Genomic DNA, 18278 nt, shown 5'->3' on the forward strand with positions numbered 1-18278 from the left:
TTCGACCGACGCAGTCTATTCAACGAAAGCCGATCTTGAAACTCGTTTATCTCACCGCCGGTGCCGCAGGCATGTATTGCGGCAGTTGCATGCACGACAACGCACTCGCTCGAGCTCTCATTCGTCGCGGCCACGACGTGTTGTTGCAACCGATCTACACGCCGATTCGGACCGACGAGACGGATGTATCAACAACGTCAGTGATGTTCGGCGGGATTCACGTCTACTTGTTGCAGCGTGTGCCGTTGCTGCGTTATTTGCCACGGTCGTTGCGATCGTGGATGGATCGGCCGGGTTTGATTCGCTGGGCGACTCGCCGGGCGGTCAAGACCGACCCCGCTCAGTTGGGCAGTTTGACGCTCTCGATGCTACGGGGTCGCGACGGACGGCAAGCCGAAGAAGTCGAGCGAATGGCCGAGTGGTTGAGCCGAGACGTGCGGCCCGACGCGATCGTTTTATCCAACCTGTTGATCGGCGGCGCGATCCCCGAGATCGCCCGGCGATTGCCAGACACTCGGATCATTGTGATCTTGCAAGGCGATGATATTTTTTTGGATCACTTGCCCGATGAAGCGAGATCCGAAGCGATCGAATTGTGCGGCGAGCTTGCCAAACATGTCGACATGTTCATCACCAACAGTCGCTTCTATCAAAACAAAATGGGGGCGATGTTCGGCATCGACGAATCGAAGTTCGTGATTCACCCCCTATCGATCGACTTGACCGCATTTGAAGGCGATTCGACCGAGTCCTCATTATTGTCGCCGGCGATCGCCAAAGCGGACGGGGAGTTTCGGATCGGTTACATGGCCCGGATCGCCCCCGAAAAAGGGCTGCATTTGTTGGCCGAGGCGTTCGCCCATTTGGCAAAGGATCCGACTCACGATCGGATCACCTTGCACGCGGCCGGTTGGCTCGGTGAGCATAACGAGGCGTACTTGCGAGATATTCAAGCGAGGATGCGAACGGCGGGTTTGGCGGATCGGTTTGTGTACCACGGCAGTCCCGACTTGGCGGAAAAGGTTCGCTTGATGCGGAGTTTTGACGTGATGAGCGTTCCGTCCCCGTACGAGGATCCCAAGGGATTGTTCGTGCTCGAGTCGATCGCTGCCGGAGTGCCGGTTGTGCAGCCCGCCCACGGTGCTTTTCCCGAATTGATCGAGTCGACCGGCGGCGGGGAATGTTTTACACCGGAAGACCATCACGACCTCGCCAGTCGTTTGGTCTCGTTTTATCGAGACCCGACCCGCCGGAAACGATCGATCGAATCGGCACGCGAGAGATTGAAATCCCATCACAGCATCGAAGTAGCCGCCAAACGAATGGAAGAGCTAATCGCCAGGGGCGAGTAGCGAGTGGCGAGTGGCGAGTGGCGAGATCGGTCGGATCCTAGACCGCCAATAGCCAATAGCCAACCGCAAATAGCCAATAGCCAATAGCCAATAGCCAACCGCAAATAGCCAATAGCCAACCGCCAATAGCTAAAAGCCATTAGCCAATAGCATGCCGGGTCTGCGCCGAAGCGGCTTCGACCCAGCCTACTGGGGCGGGGGTGGTAGTTCCAACTCGAGTTCGCCGACCGGGGCGGGGAGGGTCAGCGGGGCGTCCAATTGGATCGGTTCGGGGAGGATCGTATCGGCTTCGTTTTCGGTTCGATCGGGGCGGGGGCCGACGGCCAAGACTTCCCAGGGCTTCGGATAGAAATAATGCTGCTCGACTCGGCGAGGCGGGCAGTGCTTGCCGTTGACGAAACCTTTGACGCCGTTGTCGTCATACAGGCCCAGCGATTCGGCGCGATGAAACGCCATCGCCTCTTGGCTCGACGGTGCGATCTTCGCCGCGATCTTGCCGCCGATGTACGACGGGCGATTGTATTGACGGCGATACGACTCCGGTAAACGGGTACCCAGTGGCGGGATCGGATCGATTCGAGGGGTTCCTTCAAATGGCGTCCATGGCCAAGACGTGTGACTCAGCGGCCATGCCGCGTGAACCGTAGCGACACCCGGACACGTCACCAGGAACGAAAAAGCGAATGTGATCGCCGCAGTCAATTGAATCGAAACTCGCACCGGTATTCCTCTCCGCAATAGAAGCCCTCGGACGAGACATGTCATCGACGTTTGGAGCGGTGGGACTGATGCGAACGTCACCATCGGCGCGACACGAGCACACCGATCAACGCGTACGACCGATTAGGTAAACTTTGCCGTTGAGATTGAGGGCGAATCAGGAATCCCGAGGTTCACCTTCCAAACGTAAACCCCGCTTGGCGGCTCGTTCTTGCCATCGTTTGCGGGCGAAGGATTGCATGTCGACTTCCGCGTCGGATTCGTCGACGATTTCCAGTCCGAGCAAAGTTTCGACGAGATCTTCGAGCGTGACCAATCCCACAACGCTGCCGTATTGGTCCGTCACCATTGCCAAATGAAATCTTCCCTCGAGCAGCATTTCGAGGAGCTGCGGTAACGGTGTGGCTGCTTGGACCGTTTTAATCGGACGGGCGAATTCTTTGAGTGTACGGGTGGACTCGTCACGAGCCTGAGCGATCAACAGATCGTTCTTAAGCACAAATCCGGTCAGTTCGTCGAGCTTGTCGTGATAGATCGGGATTCGGGAAACCGGCAAGCTATCTTGGGACGCGAATACGTCGTCGATTTTGGTGGATTCCGGATAGGCGATGATCACGACACGCGGCGTCATGATGTCGCTCGCTTTTAAGTCGGGCATCTTCATCAACGCCCGAAACACCCGCGACTCGTGATCTTCAAGCACGCCTTGCTGGGCACCGATTTCGGCCATGGCGGTCAATTCGTCGCGAGTCAACGCATGATGACTTTTGCCGCCCGAGAGCCACTTCGTCAACAACTCACTGAGCCAAACGAGCGGATAGAGAACCAAGATCAAGTACTCGACACTCGCTCCCACCGACGGACCGAGACTTCGCCAATGTAACGCACCGAGTGTCTTGGGAATGATTTCACTGAAGACGAGAATCAACAACGTCATCAGAGCGCTCGCGATGCCCACCGCGTTTTCACCGAGGTATCCTTCGCCACCGTAGACCGCGGCCGCTTGAGCACCGACGCCGGCTGCCCCGATCGTGTGAGCGATCGTGTTGAGTGACAAGATCGCCGCTAACGGGCGATCGACATTGGCCTTGAGTCGACGCAGACGCTCGGCCGCTTTCGAGTTCTTGTCCTTTAGGGTCGCGATGAATGAAGGCGTGACCGACAACAAGACCGCCTCGGCGACGCTGCAATAGAACGAAAAACCGATGGCGACGACGAGGTACGTCAGAAGTAAGAACATATTCAAAGCAACTAAGACGGATGATGGATCGTTGCCCGAGTCTAGCGGGCTGTTGATTTAATCGTAACCCGAAGCGTCAGCGAGGGATTCATCACCATTAAGTCCTTTGTATGTATCCCTCGCTCACGCTTCGGGTTTCGATGAGGACTAAATCAACAGCCCGCTAGCATGGATACGATGAGCGATCATCGAAGACGTCGGGTTGTCCCGACCGGACGTTTTCTGGCGTTGCTCAACTCGATCGCTTTGTTAGTCTGAACGTCCCCTTCGCCTCGCGACCGCTGCTGTCGCGACCCAGCACGATCATCCTCCTGTTGAGAGCACCGTCATCGATCGCCCCTACCAAAGAATCCTGTTGATCGTCGCCGGCGTTTGGCTCCTCGGGACTTTGGGGCTGACGGCGTGGGCATGGTCGCTCGGTCCGCAGACGCTGCTCGGGCTCAGCGCGGACCAGGTGGGGACGATTTCGGTGGCAAGCGGGTTGGTCGCGTTGGTTTCGATCCTGCCCGGATGTCAGGTGGCGGTAGGCGAAACGGACCTGCCCACGACAGCGAAGGCAGAACCCGACAAAACCACCGACGACGACACCGACGAGGTTTCCGACGATGTTTCCGACACAGCGGAGGGCTGCGGTCAATTGACGCAGTCGGCGTCCGTCGAGCGTTTGGGCAATGCGTTTTTGGTTGGAATGTTGATTCGCTTGGCTGGGACCGTTGCGTTGTTTTTGGCCAGCAGTTATTACTTGGACGCTGCTTTTCTGGAACGTGCGAACGAACTTCCAGCCGACCTTTCCGACGCACCCTCAATCGACCTGACTTCGAGCGGCGTGACCGCGACGCAGATCGCCGCCTGGGTACTCGGTTGGCATTTGGCGTTGTTGCTGACCGAGGTGGTCGCACTCGCCCGCGAGATACAACAAATCAACCTCAACGATCCATCATGTTGACCACTTATTTGATGCGAGCCGGCCTGTTGGCGGCTCAAGACCCGACCGATCACGCGATCCCGCATGCGCTTCATCATTCGCCGCTTTTGAAGATTCCCACCGGCGGGACCGAGAGTGTTCCGGCGTTAGGGATTCGCGATGGGTACTACGAATTCTTCATCACCAATCACCTGATGATGTCCGCTTTTGCGGCGTTCTGCTTGATCGTCGTGGGCATTTTGTGCTCTCGAAAAATCAGCATCTACCACGGCGAAGGCCTTGGGCGGTATCAGACGCGTGGTCGAATTTCGCAGTTGTTCGAGACGATGTGCGCGTTCATCCGCGATGAAGTCGCCTATCCGAACTTGCGGGGGCTGACCGATAAGTACATCTATTACATCTGGACGGTGTTCTTTTTCATCCTGTTCGCGAACATTTTGGGGATTATCCCGTTCGGGTACATGTTGCAAATGCTTACCGGCGACACGCACTATTCGCATTGGGGCGGTAGTGCTACGGGCAACCTATCATTGACCGGTGTGCTAGCAGTCACTTCGCTATTCGCAATCGTCTTCATTGGGATTCGCGAAACCAGCGTCAAGGATTTCTTGAACCACTTCAATCCGATCGGCTGGGACGGCGGCATCGGAATGCTACCGATCGCGCTGTTGTTGTACGTGCTCGAAGTTCTGTCGCTCTTGATCAAGTGCTTCGTGCTCGCCATGCGACTTTTCGGCACGATGATGGCGGGGCACTTGGTGCTCGCCGCATTCGTCGGACTGATCTTTGCCGCACGTGCCGCAGGTGACGGAACCGCCTTCGCGGTCAGTGTGCCGGTCGTGCTGGTCGGTGCCGCGTTGACGCTATTGGAACTGTTTGTCTGCTGCTTGCAGGCGTTCATTTTTACGTTCTTGACCGTTCTGTTCATCTCGTCGATGGCTGTCCACGAACATGACGAACACCTCGACGACGATCCCCATGCGATGGATGACGCCACTCAAATGGACCCGGACAAAATCTTTGATCCTGGTCGGATTAGCCCAGCGGTTGGTGCGAGCCATCCGGCGGGTGCCTGAGCAGTGCGGCAGTTTGTCGCCACTGACGCCAAGCCATGGAAAACTAGGCAAGAAAGCGCAATAACTTTGGCTTGACCCCATCGCGGACGAGATCGAATTTATCTAAGCTCTGCCCCTCACAAAACACACTCCCCTTTGTTTACCCGCTCAAATCACAACGGAGCTCTTTGAAGATGTTGGAAATGACAATGTTGTTGGCCCAAGCCATTGCAAACGACTTTGGCCGCATGGGTCTAGGTATCGGTATCGGTCTGATCATCGTGGGTGCCGGATTGGGCATCGGACGGATCGGTGGCAGTGCCGTCGACGCGATGTCCCGCCAGCCTGAAGCTGGTGGACGCATCCAAACTGCGATGATCATCGCGGCCGCTCTGATCGAAGGTGCGACCGTCATCGCACTCGTGTTTATTCTCTTGTGCCGAGGCTAACAACGCCTGTTTATTGGCGTCTTGTCGCCGGTGCATGCCGTGTGTCGTCTGGTGTTCTTTAGTTGTCCGCAAGATTCTTTCACCGAAGTTGATTGATGAAACGTTTGCTCGCCCTGTGTTTGTCGTCCTGTTTGGTTGTTCCGGTCTTTGCGGCCGGACTGGCTGTCGTGGCGATGCCTTCCACCGCGATGGCTCAAGCCGAAGTGATCGAGGCAGACGCGTCGGATGTCGAGTTGCTCGACGAGGCCGATCATGATCATGATCATGATGGTGACCACGAGCATGGGGCCGCAGGTGACCACGATGCTCATGCGGACGAAGCCAAGACACCGATCCTTTCGTTTGACTTCGGTTCAGCGTTTTGGAACTTGGTGATTTTCTTGGCCGTTTTGGCTGTCTTGTCTTTGTTCGTTTGGCCGAATGTCTTGCACGGACTACAGGCTCGCGAGGACAAGATTCGCGAAGACTTAGAGTCCGCCGAAAAGGCGAACCTGGACGCGCAGGCGATTTTGGCGGGTTACCAATCCAAGTTGGACGAAGCCGCCAAACAGGTGCAGCAAATGCTCGCCGATGCCCGCCGTGATGCCGAAGCGAACGGCCAAAAGATCATCGAACAGTCCAAGATCGAAGCGGCCACCCAGCGAGAACGGGCAGTCGCGGACATCGAGAACGCCAAGAAAGTCGCGATGGCCGAACTTGCCAGCCAAACCTCGGAGATGGCAATGAAGGTCGCTCGCAGTGTCGTCGGCCGAGAATTGTCCGCCGACGATCATGCGGACTTAATTAAGCAGGCGATGGAGCGAATGCCGAGCAAAAACTAGTCCGACAAGGCCAAGCATCTGTCTTGGATCCATGACTTCCGAATTTCAGCCGGTCCGATCCGTTTGCTGAGATCCAATCCATAAAACTTTTTTCGTCGCGTCCCCACCGAGAACTCTGAAGTGTCCGAAATTGCTGTCCAACCTACCGTGCTCGATGTCGGTGCCGAACAACTCGGCAAGATATACGCCCGAGCATTGTTGGGCGCGTCCGAAGCGGAAGGCTCGACCGACCAAGTCATCGATCAGCTTAACCAGCTTTGTGATCAGGGCCTCGCGGGCAGTCAGTCTTTGCGTCTCGCTTTTGCGAGTCCGCAGATCGACGCCGATGAAAAGTGCCGCGTTTTGGATCGGTTGCTCGACGACGCGCATCCAACGCTGGTTCGGTTTCTCAAAGTCATGGCCAAGCGTCACCGTCTCGGTTACGTCGTCGCCGTTCGAGATTCCGTCACGGCGCTGTACGACGAGATGACCGGACGGTTGCTCGCCGAAGTCCGCACCGCGGTTCCGTTGACCGACTCGCTTCGCAGCGAAGTCACCGATCAACTCGGCCAGCGTTTCGGCAAACAGGTTCGCTTACACGAAGTAGTCGATCCGGCACTGATCGGCGGTATGGTCGTTCGCGTTGGCGACACGGTGTTCGATTCGTCCGTAGCCAGCCGGCTGGACAAGATCGGTCGAGCTGCCTCGGCCGGCTTTGCCCATCATTTGATCGCAAACTCGACTCGATTCACCAGCGCGACCTGATCGCAAGGCGAATCGTTTCACCCCACCCACAAAATATTCAATCACAACGTTTAAATTTAATAACGGTACGGTCCAGTGAAATTCAACAGCGACGAGATCGCATCGGTCTTGCAGGCCGAGATCGAACAGTTTGAAAGCAAGATCGATGTCCGCGAAGTCGGCACGGTTTTGGAAGTCGGTGACGGAATCGCTCGGGTCTACGGACTCTCGGGCGTGATGGCCGGCGAGATGGTCGAATTCCCCAACGGTTCGATCGGCCTCGCGTTTAACCTCGAAGAAAACTCCGTCGGGGTGATTATTCTTGGTGACTACCTGACGATCCAAGAGGGCGACGAAGTCAAGGCACTCGGTACGTTACTTTCGGTTCCCGCCGGCGACGCCGTTATCGGACGTGTGCTCGATCCGCTGGGCAACCCGCTCGACGGCAAAGGCCCTGTGCAATCGGAAATCACCCGGCCGGTGGAAATCATCGCGACCGGCGTTGCCGAGCGAAAACCGGTGACCGAGCCTTTGCAAACCGGCATCAAAGCGATCGACGCGATGACACCGATCGGACGCGGCCAACGCGAGCTGATCATTGGCGACCGAAAAACGGGCAAGACCGCCATCGCGATCGATGCGATCTTGAACCAAAAAGGTCAAGGCGTGAAGTGCTTCTACGTCGCGATCGGTCAAAAAGACTCCGCCGTGGCGACCGTCGTCGATGTTCTCGAACGCTACGGCGCGATGGAATACACGACCGTGATCGCGGCCGGTGCTTCGTCGCCCGCACCGCTTCAGTACATTGCTCCGTATGCCGGAACCGCCATGGCCGAACACTTCATGTTCAACGGCGGACACGCGCTGATCGTTTATGACGATTTGTCCAAACAAGCCACCGCGTACCGCCAGATGTCGCTGTTGATGCGTCGTCCACCAGGCCGCGAAGCGTACCCCGGGGACGTTTTTTATTGTCACAGTCGGTTGCTAGAGCGATCGTCGAAGCTTTCTGATGAGCTTGGTGGTGGATCGATCACGAGTCTGCCGATCATTGAAACTCTCGAAGGCGAGGTTTCGGCCTACATTCCGACGAACGTGATTTCGATCACCGACGGCCAGATCTACGTTCAGCCCGACTTGTTCTTCTCCGGCGTGCGTCCGGCGATGAACCCGGGAATCAGCGTCTCCCGCGTCGGCGGTGCGGCTCAAACCAAGGCGATGAAGAAGGTTTCCGGCGGTTTGCGTTTGCAACTCGCTGCCTTCCGGGCTTTGGAAGCGTTCGCTCAGCTCGGTACCGACCTTGACCCCGCCACGCAAGCGGAACTCGATCGTGGCTACCGCATGGTGGAATTGCTCAAGCAACCTCAATACGGACCGCTGTCGGTCGCCGAACAGGTCATCAGTATCTACGCCGGGACGAACGGCTACCTCGATGACGTGCCAGTCAAAGAGGTGCAGCGGTTCGAGAAGGAAATGTTGCAGTTCGTTCACGACAAGTACTCGTCGTTGATCAGCGACCTGACCGCGAAGCCTGAACTTTCCGACGAAAACGTCGAACGCATCGTCGCGGCGATCAAAGATTTCAAGGCAGTTTACAAACCCGCCGCAACGGTCTAATTCGAAAGGCGGAGAACCCATGGCCAACGCACGTGCCCTCGATAAACGACGCAAATCAATTCGTAACATCCGCAAAATCACGCGGACGATGGAACTGATCGCGACGGCTCGCTACAAAAAGGCGATGGACCGTGCTGCGGCTGCGACCGCCTACACGGACCAAATCACCAAGATCGTCAGCCGCCTTGCTGCGGCTGGTCTGGATGTGAAGCACCCGCTGCTGGAACAGCGAGAGAAGACCAATTCGGCGAGAGTTCTCGTGTTGGCTAGCAATCGCGGACTTTGCGGCGGCTACAATGCGTCGATCTTGCGAACCGCCGTTCCGCAGATCAATGAACTGAAGTCACAAATCAGCAAGGTCGCCGTCGACGTCAGCGGAAAACGTGGCATCAACGGAATGAAGTTCCGGGGAATCCGAACCGAAGCCGGATACTTGCAGTTCGAAGACCAACCCGCGTATGCGGAAGTCGAAAAAATCGCCGACGGATATTTGAATCAATACATCACCGGCGAGATCGATCGACTGGACGTTGTCTACACAAGGTTTATCAGTACTTCCAAGCAAATCGCGACCGTTGAAACCCTGCTTCCGCTCGGTTCGCTCGCCGACGATTCGGCCGGCTCCGCAACCGGCGCGGGCGAAGCCGGCAGCGCTGAATACGAGTTCCTGCCGTCGGCAGAATCGATTTTGGAAGAAGTCGTTCCGACCAGCTTCAAAGTCAAACTGTTTAAGTGTTTCCTCGACGCCGCCGTCAGCGAGCAAGTCGCTCGAATGATCGCGATGAAGGGAGCCACCGAAAGCGCCGGCGACATGATCAAACAGCTTTCAATGACGTACAACCGTGCTCGACAAAGTCAAATCACCGGCGAGATCATGGAAATCATCGGCGGCGTGGAGGCTTTGGAAGGCTAACGCCCTCCAAGGCGGCTTTTGGCTACTAGCGTTTGGCTATTAGCTCAAAGCCCTGGCACTCGACGAATGATTCGCCACCAAACAACAACTCATTACTTTCAATCAAACCCATCTGGCCCAAAGCCAACCGCTAACTGCTTACCGCCAACAGCTATCAAAAATGACTGCAACTGAAACTGCCACCGGCGTCGGCCGTGTTACCCAAGTCATCGGATCGACTTTCGATGCCGAGTTCGTCGGCAAATTGCCTTCGATTTACAACGCACTTCGCATTCGAAGCGAGCACAAGGGCGTGTCGATCAACTTGGTCGGCGAAGTCCAACAACACCTCGGCGGCGGCCGCGTGCGGGCGATCGCCCTGGGAAGTACCGAAGGCATGATGCGGGGCATGGAAGTCGTCGATACCGGCAAACCGGTTTCGGTTCCCGTCGGACAAAAGACACTCGGTCGCGTCTTCAACGTTCTTGGCGAGCCGATCGACAAACGTGGCGACGTCGAAGCCGATGATTACTGGCCGATTCACCGCCAAGCTCCCCCGGTCAACGAACTGTCCACCAACACCGAGTTGTTCGAAACCGGCATCAAGGTTGTTGACTTGCTGACCCCGTTCGTCCGCGGTGGGAAGGCCGGTTTGTTCGGCGGTGCGGGTCTAGGCAAGACGGTTATTTTGACCGAGTTGATCGCCCGGATCGCGTCGAGCCACGGCGGTTACTCCGTGTTCGCCGGCGTCGGTGAGCGGACCCGTGAAGGCACCGACTTGTGGCTCGAAATGCAAGAAACCGAAATCGGTTCGACCGGCCGTAAGGTCATCGAGCAGACCTGTATGGTGTTCGGACAAATGAACGAGCCACCGGGATCACGTCTTCGAGTTGCGTTGTCGGCACTGACGATGGCTGAGTACTTCCGTGATACGACCGGTGCGGACACGCTGTTGTTCGTCGACAACATTTTCCGATTCTCGCAAGCCGGTTCGGAAGTGTCCGCACTTCTCGGTCGGATGCCTTCGGCGGTGGGTTATCAACCGACACTCGCGACCGAAATGGGCGCGTTGCAAGAACGAATCACGTCGACCAAACAAGGGGCGATCACATCGGTGCAAGCCGTTTACGTTCCCGCCGACGATCCGACCGACCCCGCTCCCGCGACCGCCTTCGGTCAATTGGACGCGTTCATTTATCTGGAACGTTCGATCTCGGAAAAGGGGATTTATCCGGCGATCGACCCGTTGGCGTCGAACTCACGGATTCTTGACCCGCAGTACGTCGGCGAGCGTCACTACGCGATCGCTCGTCGCGTGCAAACGATTTTGCAGCGTTATCGTGAACTCCAAGACATCATCGCGATTCTCGGTGTCGATGAATTGAGCGAAGACGACAAGATCATCGTCCACCGTGCCCGACGAATCGAACGATTCTTGTCCCAACCGTTCCTCGTCGCGGAAGTCTTCATCGGCAAGCCCGGTGAAATCACTTCGCTCGAAGACACGATCCGCAGTTTCGAAGAAATCTGCGACGGTAAGTGGGATCACTTGCCCGAGCAAGCGTTCATGTACGTCGGAGCGATCGAGCAAGCCGAAGCACAAGCCAAGAAGATGGAGTCGAAATCCTAATGTCGATTCGATGTGTCGTCGTCACGCCCGAGCGAACTGAATTGGATCGCGAAGCCGAGTTCGTGGCGCTACCGATGTTCGATGGTGAGTTGGGCGTACTCAACGGTCGCGCCCCGATGATCGGTCGTTTAGGTTTCGGCGTGTTGCGATTGCAAACGACCGCCGGCCCGGAACGGTACTTCGTCGACGGAGGATTCGCGCAGGTCGAGAACGATCTGGTCAGTATCCTGACGGCCCGAGCCATCCCCGTGGACATGCTCAATACCGACGAGGCGTCCAAGTCGCTCGCGGACGCTTTGGCGCTACCATCCGATACGCCCGAGCAGTCCCAAATCAAAGACGCCGCCGTCCGCAGAGCCCGAGGCCAGCTGCGAGCCTCGCGGTAAAGTCCCCCAGGCCTATTCCAATTTTTGGATCGCCCCATCTTTCAGCAACGACGCGCGGAAGTCATTTCCTGACCGCTGATACCTCTCCCCCGACGAACGTAAGACCGCTGATTGAATCAGCCGTTTTGCTATTAACCGCGTGTTGATTTAGTTTGCGTCGTAACCCGAAGCGTAAGCGAGGGATCATTGATATTGGCTCATCCCTCGATTACGCATTTTGAAGCTGCGATTTTTTCGTAACCCGCTGCGTAAGCGAGGGATCATTGTATTGGCTCATGTCCCTCTCACGCAGCGAGTTACGAAAAACCAATGCCACAGGCAAAAGCGCTACTTCAAAACTCACGCGTCGGGTTTTGATGAGGATTAAACCATCAACCCTCGAACGTTGGCCTGTCAAAAGGTTCGTGTTGCGGGCGCTTTGGTTTGCGCAAGGTTTCTATCCCGAAGGGATCATAGCCATTAGCCGGAGGTTCGAGCGCAGCGAACACCTCCGGTTAGTGATCTGCGCGATCTCTCGACCCAGAAAGGGTCGCAGATTCTACATCAGTGATTGCCGTATTTCGTGCTATTTTAATGCGGTTGATACCAGCCCAAAGCGTAACCCTCCCAGGCCCGAAGCGGGTCGGCACGGTTTTCGGGCCAACGGCCCATCCGTTTGCCCAGCCCAGTCCGAAGGACTGGGTGATCTCTGTCACCTCTCCCGAACGCAGTTTGGGGGAGGTCGAGCGACGACGTTTTTCGCTTTTGAGTGGCGGTTGCCATGAGAGAATTCCTCGATTGAAGGGCGGAAGCTGATTCCTTCAATGAGAGCACTGAGACTGCCCCAGGGATAGATTTTGGCTATCTTAGGTACATACCAGGCTTCCAGTCTGTGAAGGATTCTACTCACAGGCTGGAAGCCTATGCCACCGTGTGGGGAAACCTGCGAGTTGCTGATCGGTGTCCCGATCGGGTATCCTGCACTGTATGGAAGCTATTACCAACAATTTGACCGCGGCCCAGGCCGAAGCGGTCACGCACATCGACGGACCGTTGCTCATCATTGCCGGTCCCGGTTCGGGGAAAACTCGGGTCGTCACGCACCGCATTGCTCACATGCTGCATCGTGGCGTGCGGCCGTTTCAAATTGCGGCGCTAACGTTCACGAACAAAGCCGCCGATGAAATGCGGATGCGGGTTAATTTGCTCGCCCCCGGCCAGCCCGTTTGGATGGGCACGTTTCACCGGTTCTGCGCCCAACAGCTTCGCCGATACGCGTCGATGGTGGGATTGCAGGAGAACTACTCGATCTACGACACATCCGATTCCAAATCGGCGATGAAACGGGCGATCGCAGCGGCGGGCGTCTCGACCACACATTCGACGCCCGAACAAATCGCGTCGGCGATTTCGCGAGCCAAGAACCGCTTGATCACTCCTGAGATCATGCAGCAACAATCCGGTCGTGCGAGCGATTCGGTGGCGGCGCGGGTTTATCCGGTCTACCAACAACAACTTCTGCTCGCCAACGCCGTCGATTTCGACGACCTGCTGTATCACTTCGCGAGGTTGCTGCGCGAAAACCCAGAGGTTCGCGGTGAACTCGATGCGAAGCTGAAGTACATCATGGTCGACGAGTACCAAGACACGAACTTGGCGCAGTACGCGATCGTCCGCGCGATGTCCGTCGACCATCCCAACCTAGCCGTCACCGGCGATCCCGACCAATCGATCTACGGTTGGCGGGGAGCTGACCTGAACAACATCTTGGATTTCGAAAAGGATTACCCGAACGTCAAGACGGTTCGTTTGGAACAGAACTATCGAAGCACACCGAACATCCTCGCCGTCGCCGATCAATTGATCCGCCACAACCGTCGTCGCAAACCGAAGGAGCTGTTCACTGAGAATCCCGACGGCGAAAACGTCATCCTACGACAATACGAAGACGGTTATCAGGAAGCCGACGAGATCGCCGACGAGATCGCCACTCAAATGATGGCCGGCAATGCCGAGCCGCGTGACTTCGCAATTTTTTGTCGCATGAACGCGCTGACCCGGTCGCTCGAACACGCACTGCGCAACCGAGGCTTGCCGTACCAAATCGTCAACGGCGTCGAGTTTTATCAACGCAAAGAGGTTAAAGACCTGCTCGCTTACTTGCATTTGATTAACAACCCGTCCCACGACGTCGCGTTCCAACGCGTCGTCAACACGCCCACCCGTGGTATCGGAGCGACGACGATCGGACGCTTGCAACGGTTTGCCGATTCGCAGCGCATTCCGATGCTCGAGGCCGCCCGACGGGCCAATGAAATCGACGCGTTGTCCAAGCGTGCCGTCACGATGGTTTCCAAGTTCGTGACGATCTACGACCGACTTCGCAAGAAAGCCACCGCGAGCCTCGAGGACTTGCTGCGATACCTTGTCGAAGAAACCCACTACATCGACTTTTTGGAAAAGTCGGCGATGGAAAAGGAAGACGCCAACCCGGCGGCGAACGTCGACGAATTGATTTCGGCAGCGGTCGAGTTCGATCGCATGCACCCCGACGACGGATCGCTCGATGCTTTCTTAGAACAAGTCGCTCTGGTCGCCGACACCGACGCGTTCGAGGATTCCAACAATCGCGTAACACTGATGACTCTGCACGCGGCCAAGGGGCTGGAGTTCCCTCGGGTGTTCGTGATCGCGGTCGAGGACGGGCTGTTGCCACACGCCCGCAGCAAAGAGAACGACCAGCAACTCGAGGAAGAACGACGGCTCTTATTCGTCGGCATCACGCGAGCGAAACAATGGTGCCAACTGAGCTACGCGAAACGACGCAGCGTTCGGGGCGACGTGCGGCCGGTGATCCCCAGCATGTTTCTCAGCGAGCTGCCGCGGGCCGACATGACGGTCATCGAATCCCAACGCGATTACGATTTCTTTGACTCCGTTGACGAAGAGTACCCCGACAGTTGGGATATCGTTCAGGAGCCGGCAACAACGATTCAAAGCGTGGCGATCGAGAGCAATGATGCTCCGTCGACAGTCGACCGATTGCCCAACGCGTCAGTGATTCCTGACTTGTATATGGATGAGCCATCGGCGGTTACTAAGAAACCCAAGTCATCAAAGCCGTCGATTCAGACCGGATTGAAGACGGCCAGCGAATTGCTCGATTCCGACCGTGTGCCGTTGAATCTGTATCGCGAAGGTTCGACCGTTCGCCATCCTGAATACGGCGAGGGCAAGATCACGTCGTTAGTCGGTCGTGGTCCCAAACGAACCGCCAAAATCCTTTTCGACAATGCCACGGGCGAACAAACCTTCCGTTTGGCGTTCGCGAACTTGGAATTGGTGCAGTAAGGCCTTTGGCGGCTCAATCCCCCCGTCGCAACGAATGTTCAATTGGTAACCCGCATGCGTGAGCGGGGGATCTGCAGGAATCCCTCGCTCACGCTGCGGGTTACTTTATCGATACCGATTAACCAATATTTTCGGGGACGGATTCGTCTTCGTTGTGTAATGCGGGCGCAAAATTCGTGGGGAAATGGGTTGAACGCCGCAATCCACCTGAGTGTTTGAACGTAGAAATGCGACACTGGGGAACCGACCGCTCAGGACCCTGGCGAGACGTTGTCAAAATCACGTTTGGAGAAGGCATCAATGCTGAAATTGGATACAAAACCGGAAGGAACCCCTCCGAAACCCCACGAAAGCCGGTTTTATCACAACCTCGTCCCCGCCTACCAAGCGGTCTGGCCGGCCGTCGCTCGACGTCGTATTTTCGCGAATTTGTCTTCGCTCAACATCGCCGCCGGTGCCAAAGTGCTGGAAGTCGGCGTGGGAACTGGATTAGCCTTGGATGCTTACCCGGATCATGCCGAAGTACTCGGCGTGGATTTGTCTGAAGCGATGTTGGCCGAAGCCGAAACGATGATTGCCCGCAAAAAGTGGTCGCATGTCCGAGTTCGGCCGATGAACGCGGAACAACTCGAATTCGAGCCGGAAAGCTTTGACCTCGTGACGTCGTTTCACACGATCAGCGTGGTCTCGCGCCCCGACGAAATGATGCGTGAGATGGTGCGGGTTTGCAAACCCGGCGGACGCATTTTGGTGATCAACCACTTCCGCAGCGAAAATCCATTGATCGCCCGCGTCGTCGACTCCGCCGGAGGACTAACCCGCCGGTTGGGCTGGAGGACCGATTTGCAGATGAACGAACTGCTCAACGAACTTCCGATCGAGATCGAAAGTTGTCACAAAGACAACCCGCTGTCGCTGTTTCGAGTGTTGGTCGCGAAGCGGGTTTAGGGGTATGCCGGGTCTTCGCCGAAGCAGCTTGACCCAGCCTACTTGCTACTTGGCCTACTTGCTACTTGCCCTATGTTTTTCAGCCAGTTTTGCCAGCATGAATTAGCCGTCGCGAGTTCGCCCCGGTTAGTCACCGGGGAACCGCCGCTAACTGGCTGTTGGTTCAGTCCTCATCGTAACCCGAAGCGTGAGCGAGGGATACATACAGAGGCCTTGATGGCGCTGAATCCCTCGCTCACGCTTCGGGTTACGATTAAATCAGCAGCCCGCTAGCGAGCTGTTGATTCTCGAATTCGGCAATGCGTTCAGGTATCGATCAGGTCTTCCGGTGAAAGCAGTGGTAACTGGTTTTCTTCGGTTTCCTGTTTTTCCCGCCACGCTTCGTTCTTGCGATACGATTCCAATTCTTCTTTGAGCTGTTCGAGCTGTTCGTTGTCTTGCTCGGTCCCCAACTCGACCGCCTTCTCGCTCCATTTGCGGGCGTTCTCGAAGTCGCCCGTCTCGGCGTAACCGGCGGCCAGGGTGCTCAGAATATGAGGCTCGGATTCCTCGGTCAGCTCGACCGCCCGCTTGCCAAGTTCTACCGAACGTTTTCCGTTTCGGACTTCGTCTTTGGGCGACGTGGCTAAAACCCAGGCGAGATTGTTCAAGATGCCCGAGACGGTTTTCTTGTCTGAATCGATGTCTTTGGAATCGTCCGCCGCCGCGAGGGCTGTCTCATAGTCCTCGATGGCTTCGGCATGATCTCCGACGGCAAGGTAAGCGTCCGCTCGTGAGCGAAGCACGGAAATGTTTTTCGGGTCGCTATCGAGCACATTGGTCAATGTTTCGATCGCTTTTCGGGGCCGTTCGTCTTGCAGGTACAAATTGGCCAATTGCACTTGGCGAAACGTGTCTTCGGGGTTGCGTTCGATCAATGTTTGCATGTCGGTAATCGCGTCGGCCATCCGTCCTTCTTCGATCGCGATGAAACATCGCACCACGATCGCTTGGTCGATTTGTTCGACTTGGGGCGCGATGTCTGTGGCGGCTTTGAGGTCCTGTTTGGCCGACTTGACGTCGTCGCGTCCGAGGGCGATCTCGGCGCGTTGCAGTAACGCCAGTGGATCTTTGGGTTGCATCGCGAGGGCCTTGTTCAAGTCCGCGAACGCTTCGTCCTCTTTGTCGAGCATGCGGTACAGGATCGCTCGCAATCGATACAAGCCTTCGCTCGGGCTCGCTTGGATCGTCTTGCTGAGCAGTTCGACGGCGTCGTCGGCTCGGTCGAGTTCGACGAGCTGTTGCACGGTCGCCTGGGCAATCTGCACGTTGGTCGGATCGAGTTTTAAGACTTCTTGCAGGTCGGCAACGGCCCCGTCGACATCGCCTTTTGCCAATCGGGCTCCGGCGCGTTCACGCCACGCGTCCGCGTTCTTAGAGTTGGCCTCGATCGCCGCATTCAGGTCGGCCAGTTTCTTTTCGTTATCATCTTGAGTGACGGCTCGCAATAAATACGCTTTGCTTTGCTGGGTCGGATCGTCTTCGTAAAGCTTGATCGCGGCGGTGGTGGCTTTCTCGATCTCCTTAACGTCGCCGTCGGGCAACAGGTTGAGCTGCGCGATCAGCATGTAGGCGTCGGCCAGCTCGGGGTCGTGCTTGACCGCCGCATTGAGCGCCCGCAGAGCTTCCGATTTGACTTGCAATTGTTGACGGCCCCGCAGTCGCACCATCGCCCCAGCCAAACCTTGACCGCGTTGCAATTGGATACTGCCCAGCATTTTTTTAGCAAAGCTTGCATTTTCGTCGCTGAGTCCTTTGGCCAGCGCTGATTCGACCAGCGCCGCGACCGCTTCCAGATCCGCGTTGGTTTGGGCGTCGATGCGTTTCAAGACCGCTTCGTCCAAATCCGCTTGTCCGGGATCGACATCGGCGTTGATCGGCGGCGGATTGAGTGGCGGCGGGGTCAGCGCCGGGGCTTCTTGGGCGGACGCAGTCAATGCCGAGACCATCGTTCCGGCAACGAAACCGGCCATCAAGATCGTTTGGCGAACCGAAACCAGCCGCCGGACGGAAAACGTCTGAAAACGGCGCTGTGGGCCGGACTTTGCAGGCTCGGGTGTGGCTGAGGAACGGTGGTTCATCGTATGGGCAAAATCAACCAATTCGGACTCCGTCGGGATCGGTAAACGATTCATCCTAAATTCTCGCTGC

General features: G+C 56.7%; 15 protein-coding genes. 12 read left to right on the top strand and 3 right to left on the bottom strand.

The window, feature by feature from the left end:
- The first annotated feature begins 35 nt into the window (after window positions 1-35).
- Entirely contained in the window at window positions 36-1352 is a 1317-nt protein-coding gene (locus Pla100_RS20235; protein ID WP_146579518.1) for a glycosyltransferase family 4 protein, read from the top strand.
- A gap of 186 nt (window positions 1353-1538) precedes the next feature.
- Here the strand turns inward: Pla100_RS20235 and Pla100_RS31765 are convergent, their stop codons facing one another.
- Both Pla100_RS31765 and Pla100_RS20245 read right to left on the bottom strand, forming a co-directional pair.
- Window positions 1539-2072: a hypothetical protein gene (locus Pla100_RS31765; protein ID WP_231603280.1), complete on the bottom strand. Its 534-nt coding sequence runs from the start codon at window positions 2070-2072 to the stop codon at window positions 1539-1541.
- Window positions 2073-2229: 157 nt separating this feature from the next.
- Window positions 2230-3312: a CNNM domain-containing protein gene (locus tag Pla100_RS20245; protein WP_146579520.1), complete on the bottom strand. Its 1083-nt coding sequence runs from the start codon at window positions 3310-3312 to the stop codon at window positions 2230-2232.
- Window positions 3313-3667: 355 nt separating this feature from the next.
- Here Pla100_RS20245 and Pla100_RS31770 point away from each other — a divergent pair, with 355 nt between their 5' ends.
- The 11 genes from Pla100_RS31770 (at window position 3668) to Pla100_RS20300 (ending at window position 16088) form a co-directional block, all read left to right on the top strand.
- Complete coding sequence (locus Pla100_RS31770; RefSeq protein ID WP_231603281.1) at window positions 3668-4258, top strand: hypothetical protein; 591 nt, start codon at window positions 3668-3670, stop codon at window positions 4256-4258.
- Window positions 4252-5313, top strand: coding sequence for a F0F1 ATP synthase subunit A (atpB, locus tag Pla100_RS20255; protein ID WP_231603282.1), 1062 nt, complete (start codon window positions 4252-4254; stop codon window positions 5311-5313). Before Pla100_RS31770 ends, atpB begins: the two co-directional genes overlap by 7 nt.
- A gap of 173 nt (window positions 5314-5486) precedes the next feature.
- On the top strand, window positions 5487-5741 hold the full coding sequence (gene atpE / locus Pla100_RS20260) for an ATP synthase F0 subunit C (protein WP_146579521.1): 255 nt from the start codon (window positions 5487-5489) through the stop codon (window positions 5739-5741).
- A 95-nt stretch (window positions 5742-5836) separates the two neighbouring features.
- Window positions 5837-6562, top strand: a complete 726-nt coding sequence (locus Pla100_RS20265) for a F0F1 ATP synthase subunit B family protein (RefSeq protein WP_146579523.1) — start codon at window positions 5837-5839, stop codon at window positions 6560-6562.
- 120 nt (window positions 6563-6682) lie between these two features.
- Entirely contained in the window at window positions 6683-7306 is a 624-nt protein-coding gene (gene atpH / locus Pla100_RS20270) for an ATP synthase F1 subunit delta (protein ID WP_146579526.1), read from the top strand.
- 75 nt (window positions 7307-7381) lie between these two features.
- Window positions 7382-8902 carry a F0F1 ATP synthase subunit alpha gene (gene atpA, locus Pla100_RS20275; protein ID WP_146579528.1) on the top strand — a complete coding sequence of 507 codons (1521 nt, stop codon included), beginning with the start codon at window positions 7382-7384 and terminating at the stop codon, window positions 8900-8902.
- Between the two features lie 19 nt (window positions 8903-8921).
- On the top strand, window positions 8922-9815 hold the full coding sequence (gene atpG / locus Pla100_RS20280; protein ID WP_146579530.1) for an ATP synthase F1 subunit gamma: 894 nt from the start codon (window positions 8922-8924) through the stop codon (window positions 9813-9815).
- Window positions 9816-9975: 160 nt separating this feature from the next.
- On the top strand, window positions 9976-11424 hold the full coding sequence (gene atpD / locus Pla100_RS20285; protein ID WP_146579532.1) for a F0F1 ATP synthase subunit beta: 1449 nt from the start codon (window positions 9976-9978) through the stop codon (window positions 11422-11424).
- Entirely contained in the window at window positions 11424-11810 is a 387-nt protein-coding gene (gene atpC, locus Pla100_RS20290) for an ATP synthase F1 subunit epsilon (protein WP_146579534.1), read from the top strand. Before atpD ends, atpC begins: the two co-directional genes overlap by 1 nt.
- A gap of 966 nt (window positions 11811-12776) precedes the next feature.
- Complete coding sequence (locus Pla100_RS20295) at window positions 12777-15140, top strand: ATP-dependent helicase (RefSeq protein ID WP_146579536.1); 2364 nt, start codon at window positions 12777-12779, stop codon at window positions 15138-15140.
- A gap of 300 nt (window positions 15141-15440) precedes the next feature.
- On the top strand, window positions 15441-16088 hold the full coding sequence (locus tag Pla100_RS20300; protein ID WP_146579538.1) for a class I SAM-dependent methyltransferase: 648 nt from the start codon (window positions 15441-15443) through the stop codon (window positions 16086-16088).
- Window positions 16089-16393: 305 nt separating this feature from the next.
- Here Pla100_RS20300 and Pla100_RS20305 read toward each other — a convergent pair whose 3' ends face one another.
- A complete protein-coding gene (locus Pla100_RS20305) occupies window positions 16394-18262 on the bottom strand; it encodes a tetratricopeptide repeat protein (protein ID WP_146579540.1) in 1869 nt (622 codons plus the stop codon).
- Window positions 18263-18278 lie beyond the last annotated feature (16 nt).

This window comes from Neorhodopirellula pilleata, from assembly GCF_007859915.1.
GTDB classification, from domain to species: domain Bacteria; phylum Planctomycetota; class Planctomycetia; order Pirellulales; family Pirellulaceae; genus Rhodopirellula; species Rhodopirellula pilleata.